At 74.2% G+C, this 25,151-nt stretch carries 25 protein-coding genes and 1 pseudogene; 11 read left to right on the top strand and 15 right to left on the bottom strand.

What is annotated here, in order from left to right:
* Window positions 1-182: 182 nt before the first annotated feature.
* Window positions 183-893: pseudogene (locus tag AC529_RS21285) on the top strand (hypothetical protein); the annotation flags it as partial.
* A 605-nt stretch (window positions 894-1,498) separates the two neighbouring features.
* A complete protein-coding gene (locus AC529_RS00205; RefSeq protein WP_068752913.1) occupies window positions 1,499-2,518 on the top strand; it encodes a tetratricopeptide repeat protein in 1,020 nt (339 codons plus the stop codon).
* 16 nt (window positions 2,519-2,534) lie between these two features.
* Here AC529_RS00205 and AC529_RS00200 read toward each other — a convergent pair whose 3' ends face one another.
* The 3 genes from AC529_RS00200 to AC529_RS00190 are packed head-to-tail and all read right to left on the bottom strand — an operon-like array spanning window position 2,535 to window position 7,422.
* Window positions 2,535-3,689 carry an acyl-CoA dehydrogenase family protein gene (locus AC529_RS00200; protein WP_068752912.1) on the bottom strand — a complete coding sequence of 385 codons (1,155 nt, stop codon included), beginning with the start codon at window positions 3,687-3,689 and terminating at the stop codon, window positions 2,535-2,537.
* Window positions 3,689-5,788 carry an acetyl/propionyl/methylcrotonyl-CoA carboxylase subunit alpha gene (locus AC529_RS00195; protein ID WP_068752911.1) on the bottom strand — a complete coding sequence of 700 codons (2,100 nt, stop codon included), beginning with the start codon at window positions 5,786-5,788 and terminating at the stop codon, window positions 3,689-3,691. The genes AC529_RS00200 and AC529_RS00195 overlap by 1 nt, the downstream gene beginning before the upstream one ends.
* A 23-nt stretch (window positions 5,789-5,811) precedes the next feature.
* Window positions 5,812-7,422 (bottom strand): carboxyl transferase domain-containing protein, encoded by a 1,611-nt coding sequence (locus tag AC529_RS00190; RefSeq protein ID WP_394326430.1) that lies wholly within the window; start codon window positions 7,420-7,422, stop codon window positions 5,812-5,814.
* A 109-nt stretch (window positions 7,423-7,531) separates the two neighbouring features.
* Between AC529_RS00190 and AC529_RS00185 the strand changes: the two genes are divergently transcribed.
* Window positions 7,532-8,104, top strand: a complete 573-nt coding sequence (locus AC529_RS00185; RefSeq protein ID WP_068752909.1) for an SACE_7040 family transcriptional regulator — start codon at window positions 7,532-7,534, stop codon at window positions 8,102-8,104.
* Between the two features lie 74 nt (window positions 8,105-8,178).
* On the top strand, window positions 8,179-9,531 hold the full coding sequence (locus AC529_RS00180; RefSeq protein WP_068752908.1) for an NAD(P)/FAD-dependent oxidoreductase: 1,353 nt from the start codon (window positions 8,179-8,181) through the stop codon (window positions 9,529-9,531).
* A gap of 101 nt (window positions 9,532-9,632) precedes the next feature.
* Here the strand turns inward: AC529_RS00180 and AC529_RS00175 are convergent, their stop codons facing one another.
* From AC529_RS00175 to AC529_RS00165, 3 genes are all read right to left on the bottom strand, one after another.
* Window positions 9,633-9,839, bottom strand: coding sequence for a heavy-metal-associated domain-containing protein (locus AC529_RS00175; RefSeq protein ID WP_068752907.1), 207 nt, complete (start codon window positions 9,837-9,839; stop codon window positions 9,633-9,635).
* Window positions 9,840-9,874: 35 nt separating this feature from the next.
* Window positions 9,875-10,162 carry a metal-sensitive transcriptional regulator gene (locus tag AC529_RS00170; RefSeq protein ID WP_068752906.1) on the bottom strand — a complete coding sequence of 96 codons (288 nt, stop codon included), beginning with the start codon at window positions 10,160-10,162 and terminating at the stop codon, window positions 9,875-9,877.
* A 153-nt stretch (window positions 10,163-10,315) separates the two neighbouring features.
* A complete protein-coding gene (locus AC529_RS00165; protein WP_068752905.1) occupies window positions 10,316-10,921 on the bottom strand; it encodes a hypothetical protein in 606 nt (201 codons plus the stop codon).
* Between the two features lie 191 nt (window positions 10,922-11,112).
* Here AC529_RS00165 and AC529_RS00160 point away from each other — a divergent pair, with 191 nt between their 5' ends.
* From AC529_RS00160 to AC529_RS00150, 3 genes are all read left to right on the top strand, one after another.
* Window positions 11,113-11,367, top strand: coding sequence for a DUF2630 family protein (locus AC529_RS00160; RefSeq protein WP_068752904.1), 255 nt, complete (start codon window positions 11,113-11,115; stop codon window positions 11,365-11,367).
* A 117-nt stretch (window positions 11,368-11,484) separates the two neighbouring features.
* Window positions 11,485-12,108 (top strand): DUF4126 domain-containing protein, encoded by a 624-nt coding sequence (locus AC529_RS00155; protein WP_083947824.1) that lies wholly within the window; start codon window positions 11,485-11,487, stop codon window positions 12,106-12,108.
* Window positions 12,109-12,153: 45 nt separating this feature from the next.
* Window positions 12,154-12,828 (top strand): HAD family hydrolase, encoded by a 675-nt coding sequence (locus AC529_RS00150; RefSeq protein ID WP_068752903.1) that lies wholly within the window; start codon window positions 12,154-12,156, stop codon window positions 12,826-12,828.
* 73 nt (window positions 12,829-12,901) lie between these two features.
* Here AC529_RS00150 and AC529_RS00145 read toward each other — a convergent pair whose 3' ends face one another.
* From AC529_RS00145 to AC529_RS00135, 3 genes are all read right to left on the bottom strand, one after another.
* Window positions 12,902-13,516, bottom strand: a complete 615-nt coding sequence (locus AC529_RS00145) for a superoxide dismutase (protein ID WP_068752902.1) — start codon at window positions 13,514-13,516, stop codon at window positions 12,902-12,904.
* A gap of 197 nt (window positions 13,517-13,713) precedes the next feature.
* Window positions 13,714-14,169: a MaoC family dehydratase gene (locus AC529_RS00140; protein WP_068752901.1), complete on the bottom strand. Its 456-nt coding sequence runs from the start codon at window positions 14,167-14,169 to the stop codon at window positions 13,714-13,716.
* Window positions 14,170-14,324: 155 nt separating this feature from the next.
* Complete coding sequence (locus AC529_RS00135; protein ID WP_068752900.1) at window positions 14,325-14,696, bottom strand: hypothetical protein; 372 nt, start codon at window positions 14,694-14,696, stop codon at window positions 14,325-14,327.
* A 443-nt stretch (window positions 14,697-15,139) separates the two neighbouring features.
* On the opposite strand from AC529_RS00135, the gene AC529_RS00130 reads away from it, so the two are divergent.
* Window positions 15,140-16,090: an isopenicillin N synthase family dioxygenase gene (locus tag AC529_RS00130; protein WP_083947823.1), complete on the top strand. Its 951-nt coding sequence runs from the start codon at window positions 15,140-15,142 to the stop codon at window positions 16,088-16,090.
* A gap of 6 nt (window positions 16,091-16,096) precedes the next feature.
* Here the strand turns inward: AC529_RS00130 and AC529_RS00125 are convergent, their stop codons facing one another.
* Window positions 16,097-17,215, bottom strand: coding sequence for an enolase C-terminal domain-like protein (locus AC529_RS00125; RefSeq protein WP_068752899.1), 1,119 nt, complete (start codon window positions 17,213-17,215; stop codon window positions 16,097-16,099).
* 250 nt (window positions 17,216-17,465) lie between these two features.
* Complete coding sequence (locus tag AC529_RS00120) at window positions 17,466-18,710, bottom strand: amidohydrolase family protein (RefSeq protein WP_232306507.1); 1,245 nt, start codon at window positions 18,708-18,710, stop codon at window positions 17,466-17,468.
* A 374-nt stretch (window positions 18,711-19,084) separates the two neighbouring features.
* Here AC529_RS00120 and AC529_RS19875 point away from each other — a divergent pair, with 374 nt between their 5' ends.
* Complete coding sequence (locus AC529_RS19875; RefSeq protein WP_157080014.1) at window positions 19,085-19,225, top strand: hypothetical protein; 141 nt, start codon at window positions 19,085-19,087, stop codon at window positions 19,223-19,225.
* Window positions 19,226-19,250: 25 nt separating this feature from the next.
* The gene (locus tag AC529_RS00115) at window positions 19,251-21,299 is read left to right on the top strand and encodes a cytochrome c oxidase assembly protein (RefSeq protein WP_068754322.1); all 2,049 of its coding nucleotides are present in this window, start codon (window positions 19,251-19,253) and stop codon (window positions 21,297-21,299) included.
* An 83-nt stretch (window positions 21,300-21,382) separates the two neighbouring features.
* On the opposite strand, the gene AC529_RS00110 is transcribed toward AC529_RS00115, so the two are convergent.
* From AC529_RS00110 to map, 4 genes are all read right to left on the bottom strand, one after another.
* The gene (locus AC529_RS00110; protein WP_068752897.1) at window positions 21,383-21,793 is read right to left on the bottom strand and encodes a hypothetical protein; all 411 of its coding nucleotides are present in this window, start codon (window positions 21,791-21,793) and stop codon (window positions 21,383-21,385) included.
* Between the two features lie 56 nt (window positions 21,794-21,849).
* Complete coding sequence (locus tag AC529_RS00105; RefSeq protein WP_068752896.1) at window positions 21,850-22,518, bottom strand: ATP-binding protein; 669 nt, start codon at window positions 22,516-22,518, stop codon at window positions 21,850-21,852.
* A gap of 191 nt (window positions 22,519-22,709) precedes the next feature.
* Window positions 22,710-23,423 carry a metal-dependent hydrolase gene (locus AC529_RS00100; protein ID WP_068752895.1) on the bottom strand — a complete coding sequence of 238 codons (714 nt, stop codon included), beginning with the start codon at window positions 23,421-23,423 and terminating at the stop codon, window positions 22,710-22,712.
* A gap of 551 nt (window positions 23,424-23,974) precedes the next feature.
* Window positions 23,975-24,826 carry a type I methionyl aminopeptidase gene (gene map, locus AC529_RS00095; protein WP_068752894.1) on the bottom strand — a complete coding sequence of 284 codons (852 nt, stop codon included), beginning with the start codon at window positions 24,824-24,826 and terminating at the stop codon, window positions 23,975-23,977.
* 37 nt (window positions 24,827-24,863) lie between these two features.
* Here map and AC529_RS00090 point away from each other — a divergent pair, with 37 nt between their 5' ends.
* Window positions 24,864-25,088, top strand: a complete 225-nt coding sequence (locus AC529_RS00090; protein WP_232306506.1) for a hypothetical protein — start codon at window positions 24,864-24,866, stop codon at window positions 25,086-25,088.
* Window positions 25,089-25,151: the final 63 nt, after the last annotated feature.

Raw genomic sequence — 25,151 nt, 5'->3', positions numbered from 1 at the left:
CGCCTCGCTCCGAGGGCTTCCGACGGTTCCGCGGAGCAGGCAGGCCCGCCGCGGTCCGCGTGTCCGTGGCGGGGAAGCCCCGCGGCGCCGGAGGGCGGGTGCCGCCGGTCCGGCCACCCGGTTCCTGCCCCCATTAAAAACTGTCCATATCTCCGTAAATAGGACACAATCGCCCGCGTGGAGTGAGGGGAGGCCCGGGTGCGGGCGCGGCGGTCCCGGTCACGGTCCGACCGTCGGCCCGCCCCGGCACCTGCTGCACTCTCTCGGAACCAGCAGCGGGGCGGTGGTCGACACATGGAAGACGCACGGGCCGAAGGGCCGCTGACGCCGGGGACGCGCCGGGGCGCCTCCCCGGTCGGGGAGCGGACCCGTGCGCGGGAGGTCCGCGCGGGCCGGGACGTGCGCGCCGGGCTCGCCCCGGCACCGGGCGGGAGGCTCCGGTGACCGGCGGCGGACAGCAGGGCGAGGACTCCGGGCGCCCCACCCCCGACACCCGGATCGACCTGACCGGGCTGCGGGCCGCGGCGCTGCCCCTCCTGCCGCCTCCCGCAACACTGGTGGGGAGGACGGAGGAGCTGGCGGCGCTGCTGGACTGGCTCGCCCCCGCCGGGGCGGAGCGGGACGGGAAGACCGGCACGGTGGTGTCGGCTCCGGGCGGGACGGGCAAGACCGCTCTGGTGGCGGCCGCCGGTGCGGTCGCCCGCCACCGGGGGTGGTTCTGCGCGGAGCTGTGCGTGGACCTGCGCGGCCACGCCCCCGGCGCCGAACCCCTGTCCGCGGAGGAGGCCCTGGAGGTGCTGCTGCACCAGGCCGGGGTGGACCCCGAGCGCGTTCCGCCCGGCCTGGAGGAGCGGGCCGCGTGCTACCGGTCCACCCTGGCCGCCCTGTCCCGCGCCGACGAGCAGCAGCGCCCGGTGCTGGTGGTGGCCGACAACGCCCGCAGCGCCGACCAGGTGCGTCCCCTGCTGCCGGGGCCGGGCGGGCACCGCCTGGTGGCCCCCGGACGGCGCGGCCTGCACTCCCTGACCGGCGTCCGCTGCGTGGACCTGGCCGCCCTCACCCCCGAGGCGGCCCGGGAGCTGCTGTCCTCCTCCCTGCGCAGCGACGACGTACGCGCCCGCGACCGGGAAGGGCTGGACCGCCTGGCCGGGCTGTGTGGGCGCCTGCCGTTGGCGCTGGAGATCGCCGCCGCCCACCTGGCCCGCAGCCCCGGCCTGACCCCGGCGGGCCTGGCCGGACGGCTGGAGCAGGCCGCCTCGCGGACAGATGAGGACGGGGAGCAGCCCCGGGCGCTGCGGGCCCTGCTCGACGTCTGCCTCACCGGACCGGCCCCGGACCGGGCGCGGGTGCTCCTCCTGGTCGCCTCCGCTCCCGGGCCGAGCGTCTCCACCGCCGCGGCCGCGGTGCTGACCGGCCTCACCCGGCACGAGGCAGAGGAGGCGCTGGGCGAGCTGGCGGCCGCGCGCCTGCTCACCCGGCCCGCCCCGGGGCGGTGGGCGTGCACGACCTGCTCGCCGACCACGCCGCCGCCCACCCCCACCGGGACCGCGGCCGGGCGCTGGCACGGCTGCTGGACCACTACACCGACACCGCCGGTGCCGCCGACGCCCGCCTGCGGGCCCTGCCCGGCCGGCAGGCTCCCGACGGGCCGTTCGCCTCCCGGGAGGAGGCGCTGGCGTGGCTGGACCGGGAGGGAGACGCCCTGGTGGCCGCCGCTCTGGCCGCCCCCGCGCTCGGCCACGCCCGCGCGGCCGTCGCCCTGCCCGGGCACCTGGCCCGGTACCTCTACCACGGGCGCCGTTTCGGGGACTGGGAGAAAGTCGCCCGCTCCGCCCTGGCCGCCGCCCACGCGGCCGGCGACCGGGCCGCCGAGGCGGCGGCCTGGAACAACCTCGGCGCCGTGCTCCAGCAGGCGCGGCGGTACGCGGAGGCCGTGGCCGCGCTCACCCGCGCCCGCGACCTGCACCGGCAGACGGACGACCCCCACGGCGAGGCGGGGGCGTGGAACAACCTCGGCCTGGCGCTGCGCGAAACCGGACGGTTCGACGAGGCGGCCGACGCCCACACCCGCGCCCGCCGGATCTTCCACCGCCTGGAGGACCCCTCCAGCGAGGTGGGCTCCTGGCGCAACCTCGGGCTGGCGCTGCGGGAGGCGGGGCGGTTCGAGGAGGCCGCGGCCGCGCTCGCCCGCGCCTGCGGCCTGTACCGGCAGACGGGGGACATGCACGGCAAGGCGGCGGCCTGGCACGACCTCGGCGTCGTGCTGCGGCGGGCAGGGCGCGTCGAGGAGGCGGTCGACGCCCACACCCGCGCCTGCGGCCTGTACCGGCAGACGGGGGACATGCACGGCGAGGCGGGCTCCTGGCGCAACCTCGGGCTGGCGCTGCGGGAGGCGGGGCGGTTCGAGGAGGCCGCGGCCGCGCTCGCCCACGCCTGCGGCCTGTACCGGCAGACGGGGGAGGGCCACGGCGAGGCGGGGGCGCGGTCCGGGAGCGGCGACGCCGGAGACCCGGCCTGAGCCCGACCGCCCCGGTTCAGGCGGGAAGCCCCAGCTCGCGGGCGATGAGCATGCGCTGGATCTCCGAGGTGCCCTCGCCCACCTCCAGGATCTTGGCGTCGCGGTAGAACCGGCCCACGGGGAACTCGTTCATGAACCCGTAGCCGCCGAAGATCTGCGTGGCGTCGCGGGCGTTGTCCATGGCCGCGTTGGAGGCCACCAGCTTGGCGATGGCCGCCTCCTTCTTGAACGGCTCCCCGGCCAGCATGCGCGCGGCCGCGTCGTAGTAGGCCAGGCGGGCGGTGTGCACCCGGGCCGCCATGTCCGCGATCTTGAACTGGATCGCCTGGTAGTGGCCGATCTGCCGGCCGAAGGCGACCCGTTCGCCCGCGTGGCGCAGGCTCTCGTCCACGCAGCCCTGGGCCAGGCCCACCGCCAGCGCGGCGATGGCGATGCGCCCCTCGTCCAGGATGCGCAGGAACTGCGCGTAGCCGCGGCCCCGCTCGCCCAGCAGGTGGTCCTCGGGCACCCGGCAGTCGGCGAAGACCAGTTCGCGGGTGTCCGACGCGCTCCAGCCGACCTTGGAGTACTTCTGCCCCACGGACAGGCCCGGGGTACCCGAGGGGACGATGATCGCGGAGATCTCCGGGCGCCCGTCGGGCCGCCTGCCGGTCACCGCGGTCACCGTGACCAGGGCCGTGATGGCGGTGCCGGAGTTGGTGATGAAGCACTTGGTCCCGTCGATCACCCACTGGCCGCCGTCGAGCCGGGCCGTGGTGCGGGTGGCTCCGGCGTCGGAGCCGCCGTCGGGCTCGGTCAGCCCGAACGCGCCCAGCGCCTCGCCCGAGCAGAGCCGGGGCAGCCAGGTCGCCTGCTGCTCGGGGCTGCCGAAGCGGTGGATCGGCATCGCCCCCAGCGACACCGCCGCCTCCAGGGTGATCGCCACCGAGGAGTCCACCCGCGCCAGCTCCTCCAGGGCCAGGCAGAGCGCGAAGTAGTCGCCGCCCATGCCGCCCACCTCCTCCGGGAAGGGCAGCCCGAACAGGCCCATCCGGCCCATCTTCGCGACGATGTCGTAGGGGAAGGCGGCGCGCTCGTAGTAGTCGCCGATGACGGGCGCCACCTCGGTGCGGGCGAACTCCGCGACGGTGCGGCGCAGCTCTTCGTGTTCCGGGCTGAGACGGTACGACATCAGCTCTGCTCCTCGGTGGTGGTGGACGCCGAGCGGTCCGGTTGCGGACCGGACGCCCGGGCGACGACGGCCAGGAGGTCGTCCATGGCCACCGACTGCCCGGGGCGGACACGCAGTTCGGTAATGGTGCCGTCGAACGGCGCGGTGACGGGGTGCTCCATCTTCATGGCCTCGACCACGGCGACCGTCGCGCCCGCCCGCACGGCGCCGCCCAGGACGGCCGGCACGGCCAGCACCGTGCCGGGCATGGGGCTGCGCAGCACGCCGTCGGCGTGCGCCTCCGGCGTCCGCAGCGGGGCCGTACGGGCCTCCTCCCGGATGTGCCAGGCCGCCCCGCCGCGGCCCAGCCACAGGTCGCGCCCGTGCTCGGCGCGGGCGTAGTCGTGGGCGCGCCCGCCGTAGACGACGTGCAGGCCGCGGCCGTCGGCGGTGCGGGTTGCGGAGGCGGCGACGGGCGCGCCGTCGCCCACCCGCACCTGGAAGCGGTCCGGCGAGCCGGGCTCGGCGCGGACCCGGACCGCGACGGCGTCGCCCCCGGCGGGGTGCAGCCGCCACACGGTCCAGGCGGGGCCGCCGATCCGCCAGCCGTCGGGCACGGCGAAGCGGTTCGCCTCCCCGGCGGGAGGGCGCAGGCCGAGCTGCCGGTCCAGGGCCGCGGCGGCCAGCACCTCCTCGTCCGCCCCCGCGTCGGCGGTCAGCTCCGGGCGCAGCCGTTCGACCAGGCCGGTGCTCAGGTCCCCGGCGGCCACCTCGGGGCGGGCCAGCAGGGCGCGCAGGAACGCGGTGTTGGCCCCGCAGCCCAGCAGCGTGGTGCGGGCCAGGGCGGCGTCGGCCCGCCGCAGCGCGCCCGCCCGGTCGGCGTCCCACACGGTGACCTTGGCCAGCAGCGGATCGTAGGCGGAGGTGACGACGCCGCCCCCGGCGATCCCGGAGTCCACCCGCACGCCCGGCCCGGCGGGCTCCTCCCACCGCAGTACCCGGCCCCCGGTGGGCAGGAAGCCCCGGGCCGGGTCCTCGGCGTAGATCCGGCACTCCAGGGCGTGGCCGGTCCAGGAGACGTCGTCCTGGGCGAACGGCAGCTCCTCGCCCAGGGCGATGCGCAGTTGCGCCTCCACCAGGTCGATGCCGCGCACACCGCGGATCGTGACCACCTCCTCGGTGACCGGGTGCTCCACCTGGAGGCGGGTGTTCATCTCCAGGAAGAAGTGGTCCGCGTCCGTGCCGGGCACGGCCGCGTCCGCGGCGGGCACGACGAACTCCACGGTGCCCGCGCCCACGTAGCCGCAGGCCCGGGCGGCGGCCACCGCGGCCCGCCCCATCGCGGCGCGCCGGTCCGGGGTGAGCAGCGGGGAGGGGGCCTCCTCCACGATCTTCTGGTGGCGGCGCTGGAGGCTGCACTCGCGTTCCCCCAGGTGCACGACGTTGCCGTGGGCGTCGGCGAGGACCTGCACCTCGATGTGGCGCGGATGCTCCACGAACCGCTCCGCCAGCAGGGTGGCGTCGCCGAACGCCGCCCGGGCCTCCCGGCGCGCCGCCGCGGCGGCCTCCGCCAGTTCGGCGGCCCGGCGCACCAGGCGCATGCCCTTGCCGCCGCCGCCCGCCGACGGCTTGAGCAGCAGCGGGTAGCCGACCCGTTCGGCCGCGGCGGCCAGCTCCGCGTCGGACATGGGGCGGCCCGGGGTCTCGGCGAAGCCGGGCAGCAGCGGCACCCCCGCGGCGGCCGCGGTGCGCTTGGCGCGGATCTTGTCGCCCATCGCCTCCACGGCCTCCGGCGGCGGGCCGACGAAGACCAGTCCCGCCGCGGCGCAGGCCCGCGCGAAGGCGGCGTTCTCCGCCAGGAAGCCGTAGCCGGGGTGGACCAGGTCGGCCCCCGCGGACAGGGCGGCCTCGACGATCGCGGCGGCGTCCAGGTAGTCGGGCACGCGCAGCGCGGTGTCGGCGGCGCGCACGTGGGGCGCGTCGGCGTCGGCGTCGCTGTACACGGCCACCGCGCGCAGCGCCAGTCGCCGCAGGGTGCGGATGATCCGCACCGCGATCTCGCCCCGGTTGGCCACCAGCACGGCGGGGGACCCGGACAGCGGGGTGGGGAAGGTCGTCATCGCGGGCTCCGTTCCTTGTCTGGCTACATGCGGAAGACGCCGTAGCCCACCGGTTCCAGCGGGGCGTGCCGGGCCGCGGACAGCGCCAGCCCGAGCACGGTGCGGGTGTCGACCGGGTCGATGACCCCGTCGTCCCACAGTCGCGCGGTGGAGTAGTAGGGGCTGCCCTGCTCCTCGTAGCGGGCCCGGATGGGGGCCTTGAACGCCTCCTCGGCCTCGGCCGTCCACTCCTCGCCGCGCGCGGCCATCTGGTCGCGGCGCACCGTGGCCAGCACGGCCGCGGCCTGCTCGCCCCCCATGACGGAGATCCGCGCGTTGGGCCACATCCACAGGAAGCGCGGCGAGTAGGCGCGGCCGCACATGCTGTAGTTGCCCGCGCCGAAGGAGCCGCCGATGACGACGGTGAACTTGGGGACGCGGGCGCAGGCCACGGCGGTGACCATCTTCGCGCCGTGCTTGGCGATCCCCCCGGCCTCGTAGTCGCGGCCCACCATGAAGCCGGAGATGTTCTGTAGGAACAGCAGCGGCACGGAGCGCCGGTCGCACAGCTCGACGAAGTGCGCGCCCTTCAGCGCGGACTCCGAGAACAGGATGCCGTTGTTGGCGACCACCCCCACCGGGTGGCCGTGGACGTGCGCGAACCCGGTGACCAGGGTGGGGCCGTACTCGGCCTTGAACTCGGTGAACTCGCTGCCGTCGACGATCCGCGCGATCACCTCGCGCACGTCGTAGGGGGTGCGGGTGTCGGCGGGGACGATGCCGTACAGGTCGGCGGGGTCGGCCGCGGGCGGCCGCGGGGCGCGGACCTCCCAGGCGGGGGCCGGGCGGGGGCCGAGGGTGGCGACGATCCGGCGGACGATGTCCAGCGCGTGCGCGTCGTCGTCGGCGAGGTGGTCGACCACGCCGGAGACGCGGGCGTGCACGTCGCCGCCGCCCAGCTCCTCGGCGGTGACGACCTCGCCGGTGGCGGCCTTCACCAGCGGCGGCCCGCCCAGGAAGACGGTGCCTTGCTCGCGGACGATCACCGCCTCGTCGCTCATGGCGGGCACGTAGGCGCCGCCCGCGGTGCACGAGCCCAGCACTGCGGCGATCTGCGGGATGCCCAGCCGGGACATGGTGGCCTGGTTGTAGAAGATGCGGCCGAAGTGCTCGCGGTCGGGGAAGACCTCGTCCTGCATGGGCAGGAAGGCGCCGCCGGAGTCGACGAGGTAGATGCACGGCAGGCGGTTGTGCAGCGCCACCTCCTGGGCGCGCAGGTGCTTCTTGACGGTCATCGGGTAGTAGCTGCCGCCCTTCACGGTGGCGTCGTTGGCCACCACCACGACCTCGCGGCCCGCGACCCGCCCCACCCCGGTGATGATCCCGGCGGCGGGCGCGTCGCGGCCGTCGGGCCCGTACATCCCGTGGGCGGCCAGCGGCGACAGCTCCAGGAACGGCGACCCCGGGTCGAGGAGGGCGTCCACGCGCTCCCGGGGCAGCAGCTTGCCGCGCGCCCGGTGGCGCCTGCGGGCCTGCTCGGGGCCGCCCAGCGCCGCGGCGGCCAGGTGGCGCCGCAGTTCGGCGGCCAGGACGCGGTTGACCTCGGCGTTGGCCCGGAAGGCCGGGCTGGACGGGTCCACGGCGGAGGTGAGCACGGACGGGCCGCTCATCGTCCCTCCCCACATTGTTAATGAGCATTAACAACAGTGATGTTAGTCACTGTTAACATTGGCGTCCAGGACCGAGGCGGACGGAGGTGCGACGGTGCGGAACAGCGGGGCGGGACGTCGGGAGGCCATTCTGCGCGCCGCCGCCGAACTCTTCGCCGAACGCGGCTTCCGCGGCGTGTCCATCGAGGACCTGGGCCGGGCGGTCGGCACCACCGGCCCCGCCCTGTACCGGCACTTCCCCAGCAAGGAGGCGCTGCTCGCCGAGGTCCTGCTCGACATCAGCGAGCGGCTGCTGCACGGGGGAGAGGACCGCGTCGCCGCCCACCCCGACCCCGCCGACGCCCTGGACGCCCTGCTGCACGGCCACATCGCCTTCGCCCTGGACGAGCCGGCGCTGATCACCGTGCACGACCGCGAACTGGGCAGCGTCCCGCCCGAGCCGCGGCACCGCATCCGCAGGCTCCAGCGCGCCTACGTGGAGCAGTGGGTGGCCGTGCTGGCCCGGCTGCGCCCCGGCACCGCCGAGCCGGTGCTGCGCACCGCGCTGCACGCGGTGTTCGGCCTGCTCAACTCCACCCCGCACAGCGCGGGAGAACTCGACCGGGACCGGATGGCCGACCTGCTGTTCCGGATGGCCCGGACGGCGCTGCTCACCGCCGCGGAGTAGCACGGCGCCACGTTTGGCCCCCCGGCCCGCGGGCAGCGGGCACGGCGAACGTCCGACTGACAGGGGGTCCGACGATGACACGGCCACGCATCGTCGTGGTCGGCGCGGGGTTCGCGGGACTGAACGCGCTGCGCCGACTGGAACGCAGAATTCCGCAGGGCAGGGCCGAACTGGTGCTGGTCGCGCCCAACGACTACATGCTCTACCAGCCGCTGCTCCCCCAGGTGGCCTCGGGGCTGCTGACCCCGCAGTCGATCGCCGTCTCCCTGCACCGCAAGCTCCGCCGCACCCGGATCGTCCCCGGCGCGGCCCTCGGGGTCGACGTCGAGCGGCGCACGGTCGTGGTGCGCAAGATCTCGGGGGAGTACAGCTACGAACGCTACGACCGGCTCGTCCTGGCGCCGGGAAGCGTCACCCGCACCTTCGACATCCCCGGCCTCATGGAGCACGGCCGCGGCAACAAGAACCTCGCCGAGGCGGTCTACCTGCGCGACCACGTGCTGGCCCAACTGGAGCTGGCCCACGCCAGCGACGACCCCGCCGAGCGCGACGAGCGCTGCACCTTCGTCGTGGTGGGCGGCGGCTACACCGGCGTGGAGACGGCGGCCTCGATGGAGCTGCTGTGCGAGGAGGCGTGCAAGCTCTACCCGGACCTGCACCGGCACATCCAGTGGCACCTGGTGGACATCGCGCCCCGCCTGATGCCGGAGCTGGGCGAGACCCTGGGGCGCAGCGCCCTGGAACTGCTGCGCGCACGCGGCATCCAGGTGGCGCTGGAGGTCACCGTCCGCGAGGTGACCCAGGACAAGGTGACCCTCACCGACGACCGGGTGCTGCCCTGCCGGACGCTGATCTGGACCGCCGGGACCGCGCCGAGCCCGCTCATCGCCGCCACCGGCCTGCCCACCGAGCGCGGCAAGCTCCTGGTGGGCCCGGACCTGGCGGTCCCGGGGCACCCGGAGATCTTCGGCATCGGCGACTCCGCGGCCGTCCCCGACCTGAGCAAGGACGACGGCGCGTTCTGCCCGCCCACGGCGCAGCACGCCTCCCGGCAGGGCCCGGTGGCCGCGGACAACGTCGTCGCGTCGCTGCTGGGACGCCCGGGCAGGGAGTACCACCACCGCGACCTCGGCCTGCTGGTGGACCTCAGCGGCCGCGACGCGGTGGCCCGCCCGCTCGGCGTGGAGATCACCGGCTCCCCCGCGCTGGCGCTGACCAGGGCCTACCACCTGTACTCGGTGCCCTCCGGCCCCGCCCGGACGCGGGTGGCCGTCAACTGGGGCATCCGGGCGCTGCTCGGCGGCGAGGTCTGCCGGCTGGGCTTCCTCAACCGCAGCATCGAGACGCTGGTGGACATCGAGGAGTACTCCCGCTACCTGAAGCCCGAGCAGGCCAGGGAGAAGGTGAGCCTGGCGCTGGGGGAGTGAGGGGCCGCCCCGTACGGACGGCACGGGCGCCGCCCGGCACCGCCCCGCGGGGAGCGCGGGACGGAGCGGGTGCGGCGCCCGTGCGGTCTACGGCCGTACGGTCAGGCGACCACCTCGTAGCCGGCCTCGGCCACAGCGGAGCGGAGCTGCTCGGCGTCGAGCGGGGCCGCGCTGTCGATCTCGACCCGTCCGCTCGCCAGGTCCACGCGCACGTCGGTCACGCCCGGCAGTTCGCCGATCTCCTCCTTCACCGAGCTCACGCAGTGTCCGCAGGTCATGCCGGTGACGGTGATGGTGGTGCTGGCCATGGCGACCCTCGTCTCTCGATCGGTGTCCACATCGGTCAGGAGCGGACCAGCCGCGCGATCGCCTCGGACGCCTCGCGCACCTTCGCGTCGGCCTCGGCGCCGCCGTCGGCGAGCGCGTGGGCCACGCAGTGCTTGAGGTGCTCGTCCAGCAGCGACAGGGCGAAGGAGCGCAGCGCCTTGGTCACCGCGGAGGTCTGGGTGAGGATGTCGATGCAGTAGGCGTCGTCCTCGACCATCCGTTGCAGGCCGCGCACCTGCCCCTCGATCCGGCGCAGTCGGTTCAGATGCCGCCGCTTGTTGTCGTGGTAGCCGTAGGCGGCCATCGCGGTGTTCTCCTGTCGGCTGGTCGCTTCCTCGGCCAATCATACCCCCTACGGGTATATCCGGAGTGGGCTCCGGAGACGGTCACTTCCCGACCGCGGAGGGCGCGGTCGCTCCATCGTCGCTGATCCGCCCGCGTGTCCCGGCCCGGGCGCTCAGGACCGCAGGCCGAGCCGCCGCAGCTCCAGGGCGGCCAGCTCCGCCACGACCCGCTCGTCCCCGCGCTGCCACGCGTCCACCGGGTCGGCGTGGACGCGGCTCAGCGCGCCCACCGGCGCCGTCGTCAGCGCGCGCAGCGCCAGCAGCCGGGTCCCGGTCCCCCCGGGCGCCCGGCGCAGCCCGCGGGCCTGCGAGGCCCGCCGGATCCAGCGGATCCGCGCCGGCAGCCACAGCCCCAGCGCGGCCACCGCGGGCAGGACCGCGACGGCCAGCGACAGCGTCAGGGCCAGTTCGGCCACGGTCTGCTGGAAGCCCACCCCGGCCGAGCTCAGGTCCTCGCCGGTCGCGCCCATGCTCACGAACGGCTCGGCCAACTGCTCGCCCACGAACGGCACCTCCCGCGCCGCCTCGGCCGCGGCCTCCATGTGGGTGCTCAGACCCTCGCCCGCGTCCTCCAGGAGGACGCCGGGGCGCGCCAGCGCGCTGAGCGCCTCGTGCAGGGCCGTCGCGGCCTTCACCCACAGCGCGATCCAGGCGATCGCGAGGACGTCGCACAGCAGTTGCACGCAGAGGCGCAGCGGACGGTCGGCGTAGATCTTCACCAGGGCTCCCGGAAGGGTGGGGGGACGGGGGATCGCCGGACGGCGGGGCGTGCGGCGGCGTGAAGAGGGTGTTCCCCCGCCTGCCCCGGCCAATCCGACCTGTGGGACATACCCTGCCAGACAACCAGTGATCTGCGGAAACCCCGCGTTGCGCGCTTGCCCTGCCGGGCGGGGCGGTCGAGCATGGGGGCATGAGCGGACAGAGCGGGCACGAGGTGGAGCTCATCCGGCGCATCGGTGAGCTCGTGACCGAGGAGCGCGACCTGAGGGAGCAGCGCGGGCACCGGCTCACCCCGGCCGAGCGCGACCGCATCAGGGAGCTGGAGACCACCCTGGACCAGTGCTGGGACCTGCTGCGCCAGCGGCGGGCCAGGGAGGAGTTCGGGGGAGACCCCGACGAGGCGCACCCCCGCCCCCGGGACCAGGTGGAGGGGTACCGGCAGTAGGCGGCCTGCTGCGGATCCGCCGCGGACGCGGGAACCCCGGCGGCCCGGTCGGCATCAAACGGGGATGAACCTCCCCATCGCCTCCGTGCGGGGCGACCGACCAGAAGGCGCCACACAGTGGAGATACTGACCGCGATCGGCATGGCCTCCTCGGCCGGACTGAACGCCTACATCCCCCTGCTCGTCGCGGGCCTGCTCTCCCGCTACACCGACGTGCTGTCGCTGTCCGGCGGGTGGCAGTGGCTGGAGGACCCCTGGGCGCTGGGCATCCTCACGGTCCTCCTGGTCGTGGAGCTCCTGGCCGACAAGATCCCGATCCTGGACCACCTCAACGACGTGCTCCAGACGGTCATCCGGCCGACGGCGGGCGGCATCGTCTTCGGCGCCAGCGGGACCGCGGTGAGCGGCGACGCGGACGTCGCCGCGGCCGACTCCGGGGGCGGGGTGTGGATGATCGTCGTGGGGGCGGTCATCGCGCTGTTCTTCCACGCCGCCAAGGCGGTGACCCGCATGATGGTCAACAGCGCCAGCGGGGGTGTGGGCGCGCCCGTGGTCAGCACCGCCGAGGACGCCGTCAGCGCGGTGACGGCCCTGCTCGCCGTCCTGCTGCCGGTGCTGATCCTGCTGCTGGTCGTGGTGGCGGTCGTGGCCCTGGGATGGCTCGCGGGGTGGTCCTACGGGCGGCGGCGCGACCGGGCCGCGGAGGCGGGCGGCGGGTCCGGCCGGGGCCGCCGCGGGTGAGCTCGCGTTCCCGGACGTTTGCCTCGGGCGCCTAGAGTACGGGACGTGGAAGAGCGATTCCCGACCTTGCGCGAGGGCGTCCGACACATCGTGTGGGACTGGAACGGCACCCTCCTCGACGACAACCACGCCAACCTGGCCGCGGCCAACCACGTGTGCGCGCTGTTCGGCCGACCCCCCGTGGAGCTGGAGGAGTGGCGGCGGATCTTCCGCCGCCCGCTGGTGCCCTTCTACGAGGAACTGCTGGGCAGGCCCCTCACCCCAGAGGAGTGGGCGCGGCTCAACACCGCCTACGACAGCCACTACCGGAACCTGCTGCCCTCCTGCCGGCTGGCCGACGGCGCGCTGGAGACGCTGCACACCTGGCGCGGGGCGGGAGGGTCGCAGTCGCTGCTGTCCATGGCCGCGCACGACCACCTGGTCCCGGTGATCACCGAGCACGGCCTGGTGCCGCACTTCACCAGGGTGGACGGGCGGCGCTACGACACCGACGCCGACTCCAAGGCCGAGCACCTGGTCGACCACCTGGCAGCACAGGACATCGACCCGGCCACGGTGGTGCTCATCGGCGACATCGACGACGACGCGCACGCCGCCCGCGCGGCGGGCGCCCGCGCGATCCTGGTCAGCACGGGGCTGATGAGCCGGGAGCGGCTGGAGGAGACCGGCCACCCGGTGGCCGACTCGCTGGGCGAGGCGGTGCGGATGCTGCTCGCCTGAGTGCCCGAGGACGACGGAGGGGCGGTGCTCCGTGCGGAGCACCGCCCCTGTCGCGTCAGTGCGCGGAACCGGGTCAGCCGAGGGCGACCTTGCGGGCGTCCTCGAAGCGCCGGGCGACGTCGGCCCAGTTCACGACGTTCCAGAACGCCTTGACGTAGTCGGCCTTGACGTTCTTGTACTGCAAGTAGAAGGCGTGCTCCCACATGTCCAGCATGAGCAGCGGGTAGGAGCCGGCCGCCAGGTTGCCCTGGTGGTCGTAGAGCTGCTCGATGATGAGCCGCTGGCCGAGGATGTCCCAGGCCAGGATGGCCCAGCCGGAGCCCTGGATGCCGGTGGCCGCGGCGTTGAAGTGGGCGCGGAAGGCGTCGAAGGAGCCGAAGGCGTCGTCGATGGCGGCACCCAGCTCGCCCTCGGGCTTGTCGCCGCCGTCCGGCGACAGGTTCGGCCAGAACACCGTGTGGTTCACGTGCCCGGCCAGGTTGAAGGCGAGGTTCTTCTGCAGCAGGTTGATCTTGCCCAGGTCGCCCTTCTCCCGAGCCTCCGCCAACTGCTCCAGAGCGTCGTTGGCGCCCTTGACGTAGGCGGCGTGGTGCTTGTCGTGGTGCAGCTCCATGATCTGGCCCGAGATCCACGGCTCCAGCGCGGAGTAGTCGTAGGGCAGTTCCGGAAGCGAGTACGGCGCGGACATCTACGCACCTTCCAGTTCTAGAGATCTGACAGTTGACCCCTGCGAAAGATCGCTACACAGAAAACTATCAGCCGGAGGGATTCCCCTCCGGCATCGCCTCTGGGGCAGGGGCTGCGGCGGCGGCCGCCGGCCGCCCGCTACCCTCCGCCGTTCTCCTCATGCCTGCCGGGTCCCGCACCGGACCGGGCGCGGCCGGGTCAGGGGACGACCAGGCTCAGCGCCTCGGCGACGAGGGCGGGACGCTCCCCGCCCTCGATCTCGACCTCGTGCCGCATGGTCAGCAGGATGCCCTTGGCGTTCTCCGCGGCGTCGACCAGTTCGAGGCCGTCGCGGACGCGCGAGCCCACCCGCACCGGTTGCAGGAAGCGGACCCGGTTCAGGCCGTAGTTGATGGCCATGGCCGGGGCCTTGCGCAGGCGGTAGACCTGCCAGGAGAACATCGGCAGCAGGGACAGGGAGAGGAAGCCGTGCGCGATGGTGCCGCCGAACGGCCCGGCGGCGGCGCGTTCCACGTCCACGTGGATCCACTGGTGGTCGCCGGTGGCGTCGGCGAACCGGTCGACCTGCTCCTGGGTGACGGTGTGCCAGGGGCTGTGCCCCAGGTGGCTGCCCTTGGCGGCGGCCAGCGCGTGGACGTCGGCGAACTCCTGCATGCTGGGCGACCCTTTCTCCTCCCGTCCGCGGCGGCCGCGCCGCCGACAGACCGACTGGATGGTATGTGTCATGGGCTACAGTACCGCCCGGAAAAGGGCGGTCGTGGGGGGCCCCGCGGACCTGGGGGCGGTCGGCCGGGCCCGCGGAGGCCGCCTCAGTCCCGGAGCAGCTCCTCCAGGCGCTGCTGGGGGACGCCGAGGTACTGGGCGACGTCGGGCAGCGGCAGCCCGGCGGCGGAGAGCCCCTGAACGATCTCCCTCAGCTTGGCCGAGGCGGTGCGCACGGCCTCGTCGGCGATGTGCAGCGCACGCCGGGCCTCGACCGCCAACTGGTCGAGCTCCTCGCTCACGTGCGGTTGCAGGTCGACGTGGACGGTGCGCTCCTCCCGGTCGAGCTGGGCGGAGATGAACTCCCTGGCCCGCGCGGGGGCGTCACCCAGAGTCGGCGACCAGGTGACCCCCACGTCGGGGACGCGGAGCTCCCAGCCGTTCTCCCATTTGCGGGCGCGTACCTCGTACAACGCCACAGGTCTTCCTTTCTGCGGAGGAGGGGTTTCTGATCATTCCGGAGCGGAGTCCCCGCGGCAATACGACGCAGTGAAATTGCAGCGGAGCAATCCCGGCGCATAGGGAAATAGTGAACCACCGATCATGGGGCGACCTCCGGGACTGCGTAGTTGCGAAACAGTCCCGTTACGCAAGTTGACAGAACGGAAACCAAAGCTTCCTAGTGTCACGATAAACGGTCCGTGACCGACTACCCACGGGATGTGGGTCGACGGCGGGGAGTGACGAAGGGAGGCCGGTGCATGCGGTGTGCGGTCCAGCACCACCACGAGAGCCGGGCCGCAGCACGACCGCGCGGACCTCCCGCACCGGGACGGCCATCCGCGCCTATGAGGACGCGGCCACCAGCACCCGGGAGGGCGCCCTCAGCCGTGCCGGGTCTTCCACAGCGAGGTAGAGGACCATGACTCACTCGGTCGAGGCGACCGGACGACCCCTCCACGTACCAGTGATCAACATCTCCCGCTGGGAGATGGGCTCGGCACGTCACCGCGCCTCCATCGCCGCACAGGTGGACGCCGCGGCCACGGAGACCGGACTGCTCCAGATCGCCGGGCACAAGATTCCCGACCCCGTCGTGAACGGACTGGAACGGGCGATGGACACCTTCTTCGCCCTGAACGACCGGGCCAAGCAGGCCGTCGGCGCCCCCGCGGCCTGGATCGACCGCGGCTACCGGTCGTTCCCCGTCGCGCCCGGACTCCGCCCAGCCGAGTCCTTCACCATCGGCACCCAGGCCGACGACTACCGCGACCTGGCCCTGCCCTCCGCGCACTACCCCGAGAACCTCTGGCCGGCGGCCCTGCCGCGGTTCCGCCACCAGATGATGGCGTGGTTCGAGGCGGTCCGACAGTTGGCCCGTCGGCTCACCCGGATCTTCGCCGTCACCCTGAACCTGCCCGAGGGGTTCTTCCACACCTACACCGGGCACTCCCTCGACGTGCTCCGCATCGAGAACCCTCCGGCGCCCACGCCGGAGCGCACCGACGCGGGCATCCTCACCATCCGCCGGGCCACCCCGGAGCCGTGCGTGCAGTACCGGGGCGACGACGGCCGCTGGCACCGCGTCGTCCCCGAAGGGGACGCCGTCCTGGTCAACGTCGGCGACCTGCTGGCGCGCTGGACCAACGACCGCTGGGTCTCGCCCGTCTACCGCGTCGTCCCCCCGTCCGGGGCGGACAGCCGGGACCGCTGCCGGATGGCCACCTTCTTCCACGACGGGGACTTCGACGCCCTCGTGACCCCGCTGCCCACCTGCGTGGACGAGCAGCGCCCCGCCAGGTACGACCCGGTGACCGTCGCCGCCCACCTCGCCGACCGGCGCGGCTGGGACCTCACCGGTCCGGGGGCCTGACCCCGCTCAGTCGAGGAGGCCCAGCGACGCCGAGCGCACCGTCAGCGCCTCGACGGTGCGCTCGTCCACCTCGTGTCCCAGCCCAGGACGGGTGAGCGGGACCGCCGCCACGCCGTCGTGCGCCCGCACCGCCGGAAGCACCAGGTCGTGCGCGAAGCGCTCACCCGCCGGAGGCATCTCGCACGGCAGCGCCGCACCGGGCAGCGAGGCCAGCGCCACGACCGCGGCCCGGCCCAGCCCCGACTCGTGGTCGGACCCGCACCACACCTGCCAGCCGGCGTCCACCGCCCGGTCGTGGGCGCGCCGCGCCGGGGTGAGCCCGCCCATCCGCACGATCCGCAGGTTCAGCGCGGAGCCCGCCCCCAGCCGGATCGCCTCGTCCAGCCGCTCCAGGGAGTCGGCGGAGTCGTCCAGCGCCACCGGGGTGCGCAGGGCGCGGCTGAGCCGGGCGTGGGCGGCGAGGTCGTCGGCGGGGAAGGGCTGCTCGACGGCGAGCAGCCCGTAGTCGTCCAGGGCACGCAGCGCGGCCAGGTCCTCAGGGCTCTCGGTGTAGCGGCCGCCCCCGTCCACCTGGAGGACGAGGAACGGGTAGGTCTCGTGCACGGCGCGCACCGCCTCCACGTCCCAGCCGGGGGCGATCGCCAGGCGGATGCGCTTGTGCCCCGCGCTGACCTGCCGGTTCACCTCGCGGATCAGTGACTCCACGGAGGGCTGCGGCCCCAGCGTGACCCCGGTGGCGACGGCGGTGCGGACCCCGCCCAGCGCGTGCGCCAGCGGGGTGCCGCGCTGGCGGCTCCACAGGTCCCAGCAGGCGGTGTCCAGCGCGGCCGCCACGGCGGGCCGGTAGGCCAGCGACCGCCAGGCCGTCGCGGCCTCGGTGGGCCGCTGCCAGCGGTACCCCACCAGCGCCGGGGCGTAGGCGGTCACCAGGGCCTCCCACAGGGAGTCGTCGGCGTCGGGGATCTCCCCCCAGCCGCTGGTCCCCGCGTCGTCGCGCACCCGGACCAGGATGTGCCGCACGAAGCGGCCGCAGCCGCCGGACCGCTGCCGCGGCCGGGGCAGCCGCACCAGACGCATCTCCACGGCCGCCACGCGGGTGAGGGTCGTCGGCTCCGTGCGTGCCACTGACCTGTCGCCTCCCGAACACCTGGGTCGCGGCCGCGGAACCGGCCGTTCTTCTCATCCCCGACGGTATCCGCTCCACCGGACCGAACACCACCGGTCAGGGGCACCCGCCGCCGCAGATCCCGTGCTCCGGCCGCGGACGGACACGCAGGAGCGCACCGCCCCGCACGCGGCGGACGCGGGATCGGGGCGCGGCGGCCGGGAGCGGTGGAGCGGGCCCAGGCCACGCCGTGCGGGCCGCCCCGGCCGCCTAGTGGTAGGCGGCCAGCAGGGGGCCGCCGCGCGGCGAGGGGTCCTTGTCGGGCTCGGAGGGCACCGCGGTGCCGGACACCCACGTGCCCAGCACCCTCCCTTGCAGGCGTCTCCCCGCGTACGGGCTGGTGTCGGAGGCGGGGACCACCTGGTGGGTGTCGGGGTCGAAGGCGACCAGGTCCGCGTCGCGGCCCGCCTCGACGGCGCCCTTGGTGGCCAGCCCCACCAGCTCCGCGGGGCGCTGCGCGGTCCACAGGCTCAGCTCGGCCAGTCCGCACCCGCGGCGCCGGGCCGCGGTCCACAGCGCGGGCAGGCTCCACCGGATCGCCGCGATGCCGGTGCCCGGCCGGTGCCCCGAGCCCACCGAGCCGACGACGGTCTCCCCGGAGGGACCCGAACCGCGCAGCAGGGCGTTCCACAGCGCACCGCGGTTGGCGTCGGAGCGCAGCGGCGGGCGGCAGCGGTAGGCGGGGTCGCTGTCGGGCACGTGCTCGGCGGGCAGGCACAGGTAGTGCGGACTGGTCTGGGCGCTCACCGGGATGCCGACGGCCCGCGCGGCGGCGAGGATCGCCGCGCACTCGGCCGCCACGAACGGCGCGATGTGCACCCGGGCGCCGCTGCTCCGTGCGGCGGCGAGCACCCGTTCCAGCCCGCGCCGCTCCGCCCGGGGCGGGCGCGCGGCCAGCAGCGCGCTGTTGCTCGGCCCCACCGGGGTGCCCAGTTCCCCGGCGTCCTCGGCGTGCACCACCAGCGGCACGCCCATCGTCGCCACCTCGGCCATGCTCTTGCCCAGGTGGATGTCGTCGAGGGCGGGCAGGTCCGCGCCGCCCCCGTCCGACAGCGAGCAGGCGAACCCCACCACGCCGTTGGCGCGCAGGTCCGCCAGTTCGGCGGGGCCGCTGCGCGGGGTGACCCCGCCGAGGAAGGCGACGTGGACGGCGCAGTCGCTCGCCGAGGCGTGCAGGTGGGCGCGGAGCGCGTCGGTGGAGGTGATCGCGGGGCTGGCGGGCGCCGGGGCCACGACGAGGGTGGTGACGCCCCCGGCCGCGGCGGCGCGCGTGGTGTGCGCGTACCCCTGGGACAGCAGTTGTCCGGGAGCCTGCACCGCCACGTCGACGTCCACCATCCCGGGCAGCAACGCGACCTCGCCCAGATCGGTCTCCTCCCGGCAGGGCAGGTCGGCGGAGTGGTCGGCGACCGCGGCGATACGCCCGTCGAGGACGGCGACCGCGGCCGGACCCACACCCGTCGGTGTGACCGCGCGTCGGGATCGGATGACGAGATCGAATTGGCGCACCTGGCCCCCTTGCGTGGTTGTCGCCGACAGTCGGGCCCGTCCCGGTGCCGGGCCTCGCGGACCGTGCGACGCGGGTCGGGCGTCGGTTCCCGGCGGATCGACCGTACCGCGGCGCCGACGTCCGGCCCGGGCACCGACACCGGCAGGTCGTGCCGCTGTGCGCCATTGTCCCCGGCATTCGGGAAGAGCGCGGGCTTTTCGACACACCTGGGCCGAGTTTCTGGCCCGCAGGCGCCTCCGGAACGCGGCAGCGCCCCTACGTATAGTGTCGGGGCAGGGGGGTACGACGGCTTGTAGTCGTTCGCTTAGGCTTGTCCGAGGTGGTGTCCGCACTGAACATCCTGGTCTGGTTCTTCGGTGACGCGGCCGAGACGGCCGCGTCGTGGCTGTGGGGAGCGCTCGGGGTACTGGTCGGTGCGGGGATCGCCGCCGCGGTGATCAGCAGTCGCCGCAGGACGTGAGGACGTTCGACGACGGAGCGTGGACGTGGCTTCCCCCGGTAACCAACGACCCAGGACCGACACACCCGGCACGGGCGAGGCCGTCGTGCTGGTCGCCGCGGCGTCGGCGGCGGCCTGCCTGGTCGCGCTGATCCTCGCCCTGCTGCTGGGCGGCGCCGGATACCCCCAGATCACCCCCGGCCTGCCCGACCCCGGCACACTCACCCGCTGGGGGCTGCCGGTCGCCAAGACCACCGTGGACGTCTCCGCCGCGCTCACGGTCGGGCTGCTGGTGCTCGCGGTGTTCCTGATCCCGCTGGAGCGGACCGCCCTCGGCGGGCAGGCCCAGGGGTACGTGCGCGCCGCCTCCTGGGCGGCCCTGGTGTGGGCGGCGTCGGCCGGCGCCGCGCTCGTCTTCCAGCTCTCCGACATCCTGGGGCGGCCGGTCACGGAGATCCTCGGCAACGAGATCACCAGCTACGCCAGCTCGGTGCCCCAGGGCATCGGGTGGACCCTGGCCCTGCTGATCGCCCTCGGGGTGGCCCTCACCGGGCGCACCGTCGTCAGCGCCTCGGGAACGGCCCTGCTCACCGGCCTCGCCCTGGTCGGGATGCTGCCGCCCGCGCTCACCGGGCACGCCTCCTCCGCGGGCAACCACGAGATGGCGGTCGTCGGCCTGTCCGCGCACGTGCTGTCCGTCTCGCTGTGGGTGGGCGGCCTGGCCGCACTGCTCTTCCACGCCCTGCGCGGCACCGGCGAGCACGTGCCCGTCGCGGTGCGGCGGTTCAGCACGCTGGCGCTGTGGGCCTGGATCGGCGTGGCCCTCAGCGGCCTGGCCAGCGCCGCAAGCCGCCTCTCCGCCGCCGCGGAGCTGTTCACCACCGCCTACGGACAGGTGATGCTCGCCAAGGTCGCGGCCTTCCTCGCCCTGGGCGCACTGGGCTGGGTGCACCGCACCCGCACCGTCCCCCGCATCGCCGAGGAGCCGGGGCGCCGCCTGTTCCTGCGCTTCGCCGCGGTCGAGGTCGCGCTCATGGCCGCGGCGATGGGGCTGGCCGCCGCGCTCAGCCGCACCGCCCCACCGCCGGACCTGACGCAGGCCACGGACGCCTTCCGCAACCTCACCGGCTTCGCCCTGCCGCCGCCCATGGGCGTGCGGACCCTGCTCACGCTGTGGCGGCCCGACCTGTTCTTCATCCTGGTCGTCGCCGTGCTGGGCGGCCTCTACCTGGCGGCCGTGGTCCGGCTGCGCCGCCGCGGCGACACCTGGCCGTGGGGGCGGACCGTCGCGTGGCTGGCCGGTCTGCTGGCGCTGGGCGCGGTCCTGTTCACCGGAGTGGGCACCTACTCCTACGTGCTGTTCAGCGTGCACATGGTGCAGCACATGGTGCTGTCCATGCTGGTGCCGATCCTGCTGGTGCTCGGCGCGCCGGCGACGCTGGCGCTGCGCGCCCTGCGGCCCGCCCGCCGGCGCGGCGACCGGGGGCCCCGCGAGTGGCTCACCGTCTTCCTGCACAGCGGGTACTCGCGGCTGGTGACGCACCCGGGCTTCGCCACCCCCATGTTCGTCCTCAGCGTCTACGCGCTCTACTTCACCCCGCTGTTCGGCACGCTCATGCAGGACCACCTCGGGCACATGTACATGAACGTGCACTTCCTGCTCTCGGGGTTCCTGTTCTACTGGATCATCATCGGAGTGGACCCCGCCCCGAGGAAGGTCCCCTTCCTGCTGCGGATCGTGCTGCTGCTGCTGGCGATGGGCTTCCACGCCTTCTTCGGCGTGGCGATCATGATGCAGTCGGCGCCGCTGGGCATGGAGTACTACGGCCAGTTCGACGTGCCGTGGCTGGAGAGCCTCGCCGACGACCAGTACGCGGGCGGCGGGGTGGCCTGGGCCATCGGCGAGGTCCCCACCATGCTGGTGCTGATCGCGCTGGTCGTGCAGTGGTCCCGCGACGAGGAGCGCGCCGAGCGCCGCCGCGAGCGCCACAGCCGCCGCGGCGGCTCCGAGGACGCCGACCTGGACGCCTACAACGCCTACCTGGCCTCCCTGGACCGCCGCGCCAGGGAGCAGGAGCAGCGCCAGCAGCGCTGAACCGGATCCCGCACCCGGCGGAGCGGGCCGCCCCGGGCCGGTCGCACGGCCGTCCGGGGCGGCCCGCTCCGCCCGGCTGCGGCTCAGACGAGGAGAACGGCGACGACCGCGCCGAGGAGGCCCACCAGCACGCACACGCCCAGCGAGCCCAGGTACACGGCCGGTCCCGACAGGCGCGGCAGCGCCTCGGACTGCGCGGCGCGCCGGGCGAGCAGCGCGGAGAAGAGCAGGGTCGAGCCGAGGATCAGCAGGGCCACGCAGAACGCCGTGGTGAAGGCCGAGGCGAACCCCGCCTGGGGGACGTCGGCCAGCAGGCGGACGGCGCCCAGCGCGGGCAGGGCGACGAGCAGCAGGGCGATGGCCGCCCCCGAGACGACGCGCGGACCCGTCCGGGCCGAGCGGCCGACGAGGGCGAGCAGCAGTCCCTGAAGGGCGACGTTGAGCACGACGCCGCCGACTCCGAAGATGGCGATAGTGGTGAGCAGCGAGATCACCGGACGATTGTCCCACTGCCGGACCGGTACCGCGGTCCGGGGCCGGGTGTGGCGGCTCAGACGGCCGCGGACCGACCGGAGCGGTGCGCCGGGCAGGCGCTCAGGTGCGGCCGGGGGCCGAAGTCGATCCGGCGCAGCAGGGCGGCCTCGGCGCGGTTGAGCAGCACCAGGGAGCGGGCCTCGGGCACCGCGTCGCGGGGGTCGCGCGCGACGGCGTCGAGCAGGGCCCGCCACCGGCGCACGTGCCCGCGGAAGCTGCGTCTGCCGACCCTGCGGCCGCGGGTGATCTGCCCGAGGAGGGCCTCGGCCGGAGCGGCGGCGACGAACAGCAGGTGGAGTTCGGCTCCGGTCAGGCGGCAGTACAGCGCGAACAGCAGGCGCACCGCGCGGCGGGTGCCCGCGTCGTGCACGATGACCGGGCCGCCCCCGCACAGCGCGGCCAGGACGCGCAGGTAGTGCAGCAGGTGGGTGACCCACCGCCACAGCGGGTAGGGGAGGGCTCCCAGGAGCGGGGTGAGCCGGTTGCGGGATTGCAGGGAGTCGACGACGTGGGCTCCGTCGCCGGTGCGCACCGTGGCGGTCTCGGCCCCCGTCAGGCCGTAGAGGCGGCCCAGCAGGGTGCTCTTGCCCGCTCCCGGGAGGCCGCCGAGCAGGACCAGGCAGTGTCTCGGGTAGCGGAGCACGAACTCGTCGAGGGGGACGGAAAGGGGAGGTGGGGCGGTCACACCGGGAGACCTCTCCGCTCCGGGTAAGAGGACGGTAAAGGGAGGGTGGTTTTCCCGTCCGAAACGGAGGCGGCCGGTGCCCCGGCGCCCGGGGCGCCGTACGTGACGGGAGGCGTGCGGCCCGGGGCCTTCCGGGCGGGCGCCCCGCCCTCAGCCCGCCCGCCGGAGCCGGCCCCGGCAACCGGGCGGCCTCACAGGTCGGGGATGAGGTCGGGCCACGGGAACAGGTAGATCGACATGAGCACGATCGCGATCGTGAGCATGGGGGTGATGACCTTGCGCTCCACCGGCCCGTCGGTCTTGAAGCCGATGTTCTGCCCGAACCGGTACTTCCAGAACGGCCACAGCAGCGGCACCCCCATCTCGGTGGCCATGTCGCCGACGAAGTGCAGCAGGCAGCCGTAGCACACGGCCAGGCCGAGCCAGGAGTAGTTCGTCCCGGAGGAGTACAGCGCCAGGGTGATGCCCGCCGTGGCCAGCGCGTTGATGAACTCGGCGGCCACGCGGTTCTTCTCCATGCCGTAGCCCAGTCCGTTCAGCGCGATGCCGATCAGCAGGAACACGAACACCTGGGCGGCCAGCTCCGACCACCACACCAGCAGTTGCGCGAGCCCGCCCATCAGCAGTGCGAACAGCAGGGAGTGGGTGCCGTTGCGGTGGCCGCCGAACGCCCAGTTGAAGAACGCCCCCAGCGTCTCGGTGAAGACCCCGTAGGTCTTGGTGATGGTGGCGCTCTTGTGGTCCAGGTCGGGAATGAGCGCGGCTCCCGCGCAGACCAGACCGCCCGCGATGATCTCGCCGGGCCCCAGGTCCAAGGTGACGCCGAAGACGTCGACCTGGTTGAGCAACGGAACGACAGCCATCCAACCGACCACGCCGCTGAGGGCGTGAGAATGCCCCATCATGGGCGGAACCGTAGCGGTTCCAGACGGTTTTTGGCGAGTGGTGGAGGTCAGCGGTCTGGAGGGGGAACCGCCCGGGGCGGTGCGGGACACCGCTCGGCTGCGGACCGCCGGGCGGGAGCGCTGGCCGGGTGCGGTCAGCGCCCGGCGGAGGTCCCTGCTCGCGGGCTTGCGGTCGGCCGCAACCCCGCCTTCCCGGACGACCGCCCGGACCGGGCGGGCCGCGGACGGAGCCGAGCCCTCGCCCGGCTGCGCATATGCTTCGTTCCAACCGCCCGTTCCGGCGTGGCCGTCTGGCGCCGACTGCTCGGTGTCCAGTGCCGGACCTGGGCGCCGTGGCCCGTCCGCGGTGTCCCTGGCCCCGGTGGCGCCCGGCATGCTCGTGGGGATCATGTCGGGGCCGCGGGGCACGGGCGGTCTCTTCGTGCCCGAGCGCGCCGCCGCACCGGTCCGCCCGCCGCTGACGGCCGCGGCCCCGGACCGGGCGGGGCCGCGCCGGTCCGGGGCCGCGGGAAGGGAGCGAGCGGCGGGGCGGGGCACGCCGCGGCGGGCGGTCAGGGCAGCGTCAGGATCTCCGCGCCATCCTCGGTGATCACGAGGGTGTGCTCGAACTGGGCGGTGCGCTTGCGGTCCTTGGTCACCGCGGTCCAGCCGTCCTCCCACACCTCGTACTCGATGGTGCCCAGGGTGATCATCGGCTCGATGGTGAAGGTCATGCCGGGGACCATCACGGTGTCGGCGCGCGGGTCGTCGTAGTGCGGGACGATCAGCCCCGAGTGGAACTCCGGCCCCACGCCGTGGCCGGTGAAGTCGCGCACCACGCCGTAGCCGAAGCGCTTGGCGTAGGACTCGATGACCCGGCCGATCACGTTGATCTGCCGCCCCGGACGGCACGCCTTGATGCCGCGCATCAGGGCCTCGCGGGTGCGCTCCACCAGCAGCCGGGACTCCTCGTCGACCTCCCCGGCCAGGAAGGTGGCGTTGGTGTCGCCGTGCACGCCGTGGATGTAGGCGGTGACGTCGACGTTGACGATGTCACCCTCGGAGATGACGGTGTCGTCGGGGATGCCGTGGCAGATGACCTCGTTGATCGAGGTGCACAGCGACTTGGGGAACCCCTTGTAGCCCAGCGGGCTGGGGTAGGCGCCGTGGTCGCAGAGGAACTCGTGGCCGATGCGGTCGAGCTCGTCGGTGGTGACGCCGGGCCGGACGTGCTTGCCGACCTCCTCCAGCGCCTGCGCCGCGATCCGGCCGGCCACCCGCATGGCCTCGATGGTCTCCGGAGTCTGCACATCGCCCAGCACGCCCTCGACCGGGTGTTTCTTGCCCACGTACTCGGGGCGCGGGATGGACGGCGGGACCGTTCGTCTGGGCGAGATACGCCCGGGAACCAGCGGGGTAGTCATGGAATACGAGTGTAGTCAGCGACGACGGGAGGCGTCCGTGAGCAGCGGACTGGGGCGGGACATCCTGCCCGAACCGGAGGACGGCGCGGACAAGTGGTGGTACTCGCTCAAGACCGGGCAGGTCGAACGCGGTCCGGGCAGTCCCAACAAGGACCGGCTGGGCCCCTATCCCGACCGGGCCTCAGCCGAGGCGGCCATGGCCCGGGCCCGGGAGCGCAACGAGCAGTGGGAGGAGGAAGACCGCGCCTGGAACGAGTGGTGACGAAGATCTTTCCTGGTAAACGGGGGTCCGGGCGCAGCCGCCGCCACCGCGGCTGACATGATC

The organism is Thermobifida cellulosilytica TB100 (genome assembly GCF_001517975.1).
GTDB lineage: Bacteria > Actinomycetota > Actinomycetes > Streptosporangiales > Streptosporangiaceae > Thermobifida > Thermobifida cellulosilytica.
This window is presented reverse-complemented; position numbering and strand designations above follow the sequence as displayed.